The organism is Micromonospora sp. ATCC 39149, assembly GCF_000158815.1.
GTDB lineage: Bacteria > Actinomycetota > Actinomycetes > Mycobacteriales > Micromonosporaceae > Micromonospora.
Window position 1 is genome coordinate 4,895,560 of the sequence record NZ_GG657738.1, and the last position, 2,609, is coordinate 4,898,168.

Consider the following 2,609-nt stretch of genomic DNA (forward strand, 5'->3'; position numbering starts at 1 on the left):
AGTCTGGCCTGGGCTGGCCCGGCGCGGCGAGCCAGGCCGGCGGGGGTCACTTGCCGGCCGCCGCCACCGCCGCCGTGATGCCCGCGGGGGAACGGTCGGCGGCCTCAACCCCGTTGATCTTGACGGTGGGGGTGCCGGTGACCCCCGCCCGGCTCGCGTCGTCGGTGACGTGCTCGGTCCACGACGTGTACGTCCCGTTGGAGACGCAGGAGGCGAAGTCGTCCCGGTTGAGCCCGACGCCCGCGCCGATGTCGACCAGTTCGTCGTCGCTCAGCCCGGCACTGCCCTCCGGGGGCTGCCTGTCGAACAGGGCCTTCGCGAACTCCTGGAACTTGCCGCCCTTCGCGGCGCAGCCGGAGGCGGCGGAGGCGCGGGTGGAGTACTCGGTCGTGGAGTACCGGTTGAGGTAGGCCACCGGGTGGAACACCACCCGCGCCTTGCCCTCGCTGACGAGCTGGTCGATCGTCGTGCCGCTGGTCTGCTGGAACTGCTTGCAGACGGGGCAGAGGAAGTCCTCGTACAGGTCGATGGTGACCGGGCCGGTGCCGTACGCGATCCCGGTGCCGGCCTCGGTCGCGCCCGGCGGCGCGGTGAAGGTGTCGGAGCGCTGGCTGGACCAGACGGTCCAGCCGATTCCGCCGGCGATGACCAGCACGGCGACCGCCACCAGCGAGGTCCACAGGGTCCGCTTGCGCCGGCGCTCCCGGGCCAACTGTTCCCGGACCACCCGGGCGGCGTCCTTCTGTCCCTTGCGACTACTCATCCTCGTCCTCCACGGGTGCGCCCGCGAGCCAGCCGTCCACGGAGACGGGGGTGCGGGGCCAGCTCAGCAGGAACCCGGCCAGGGCCAGGAAGCCCAGGTCCCGGAGGGATCTCCGGGGAGGTAGCTCGGTGACTGCCCGGCGGCGAGCTGCCCGCCGCTGCCGAAGCAGCCGCAGTCGATGGGAGGCCGCGCGACCAGGCCGAGGCGATGCCGGCGACGAAGAAAACCAGCAGGGCCGCCGAGATCCCGGCGGCCAGGCGGGTGGCCAGGCCGACCAGCAGCAGCGTCCCGAGGGCCTCTTCCGACGAAGGGCAGCGCCGCGCCGATCACCGTCGCGACGTCGTACGGCATGACCTGGTACGCGTTGACGGCGCGCCCGGAGGCGGCGAGGTCGCCGACCTTGGCGCCGCCGGCGATCAGCCAGACGGCGGCCAGCCCCAGCCGCACGGCGACGCCGAGCCAGGGCCGGACGGCGGGCCAGCGGGCGGCCCCGGTGTTCGATGCGGTCACGGTCATTGGTCGTCCCGGGCCCGACTGAGGTTCCCGGTCGTACGGGTGTTCCTCGTCGTACGGACGTTCCCGGTCACGGCGGACGCTCCCGTTCATCCGGCGAGCGCGTCGCCGGCGGCCTCGACCAGGTCGTGGCGGGCCCGGGCCACCCGGGAGCGGATGGTGCCGACCGGCACCCCCTCCACGGCGGCGGCCTCGGCGTACGACAGGCCGAGCAGTTGGGTGAGCACGAACGCCCCGCGCCGCTCGGCGGAGAGCCGGCGCACCAGGTCGGTTGCCCCGAGCTGCCCGGCGGGGTCGGGATGCGGAAGGTCGGTGTGGGCGTGGCTGGCCAGCCGCTCGGCGAGCCGGCGTCGGCGGACCACCACGCGCAGGTGATCGGCGCAGGCGTGACGGGCGATGCCGAGCAGCCAGGTACGGGCGGTGGACCGCCCAGCGAAGGTGGGCAGCGCCCGGAACGCCCGCAGGTAGGTCTCCTGGGTGAGATCGTCGGCGCTGTCCGGGTCGACGAGCGCGGCGGCGAACCGCCACACCTCGGCCTGGGTGGCCCGGACGAACGCCGCCTGAGCGGCCGGATCGCCGTCGCGGGCGGCCAACGCCCATTCGGTAGCCGCGTCGCGTCCGCGTGCGATGGGCGTGTCCCGCCCGTCCCCGGCAGCCGCGTCGCGTGCGGCGGCCGTGCCACGGGCACCGTCCGGCGACGGGCCGGTCGGACCGACGGCGGCGGGCTCGCGCGGCGCGGGGGATCACGTCAGACCACGGTACGCGGCATACCGGGAGGGGACAGGGTCCTTCGGCCCTTCCATGGCGTACCCCACTCCGGGAACTTTTCCGGTGCTCCGCCCGACTACCCGATCATGACATGCGACGACGTACGCGTGGCGCTGTCGGCGCGGCTGGACGGTGAGGACCCGCAGGCGTCGTCGGCGGCGCTGGACGCGCACACCGACTCCTGCCCCGGCTGCCGGTCCTGGCTGGCCCGCGCCGAGCAGGTGACCCGGCTCACCCGGTTGCGCCCTGTGCAGGTGCCCGATCTCACCGCGTCCGTGCTGTCGGCGGTCGCCGCCGAGCGGGCCGCGGCGCGGGCCACCGCCGACGCGTCCGTGCGTGCCCGGCGCCAGTTGCTGCGGGTGGCGGTGGCGGTGGCCGCCGTCGCCCAGCTCGCCGTCGCGCTGCCGGTCCTGGTCGGCGGGTTCGAGGTGGGTGCCGACGCGCACACCAGCCGGGAGATGGCCTCCTTCGACGTGGCGCTCGCGGTCGGCTTCGCGCTGGCCGCGTGGCGGCCGGAGCGGGCCCGGGCCTTCCTGCCGGGTGGCGCTGGTGCTGGCGCTCTGCC

3 protein-coding genes and 1 pseudogene are annotated in these 2,609 nt (G+C 75.1%); 1 reads left to right on the forward strand and 3 read right to left on the reverse strand.

Annotation, left to right across the window (positions count from 1 at the left end):
* Window positions 1-46: 46 nt before the first annotated feature.
* The 3 genes and pseudogenes from MCAG_RS21380 to MCAG_RS21390 form a co-directional block, all read right to left on the reverse strand.
* Window positions 47-763 (reverse strand): thioredoxin domain-containing protein, encoded by a 717-nt coding sequence (locus tag MCAG_RS21380; protein WP_007075063.1) that lies wholly within the window; start codon window positions 761-763, stop codon window positions 47-49.
* Window positions 756-1,279, reverse strand: a pseudogene (locus MCAG_RS21385) (MauE/DoxX family redox-associated membrane protein). Before MCAG_RS21385 ends, MCAG_RS21380 begins: the two are co-directional and overlap by 8 nt.
* A gap of 86 nt (window positions 1,280-1,365) precedes the next feature.
* Entirely contained in the window at window positions 1,366-1,905 is a 540-nt protein-coding gene (locus tag MCAG_RS21390) for a sigma-70 family RNA polymerase sigma factor (RefSeq protein WP_036374586.1), read from the reverse strand.
* Between the two features lie 225 nt (window positions 1,906-2,130).
* Between MCAG_RS21390 and MCAG_RS21395 the strand changes: the two genes are divergently transcribed.
* The coding region (locus tag MCAG_RS21395) for a zf-HC2 domain-containing protein (protein WP_083802329.1) at window positions 2,131-2,609 on the forward strand (479 nt) is incomplete at its 3' end.

Coding starts and splice junctions, on each gene's coding strand:
- MCAG_RS21380 (WP_007075063.1), bottom strand. CDS start 763: ATGAGTAGTCGCAAGGGACAGAAGGACGCCGCCCGGGTGGTCCGGGAA.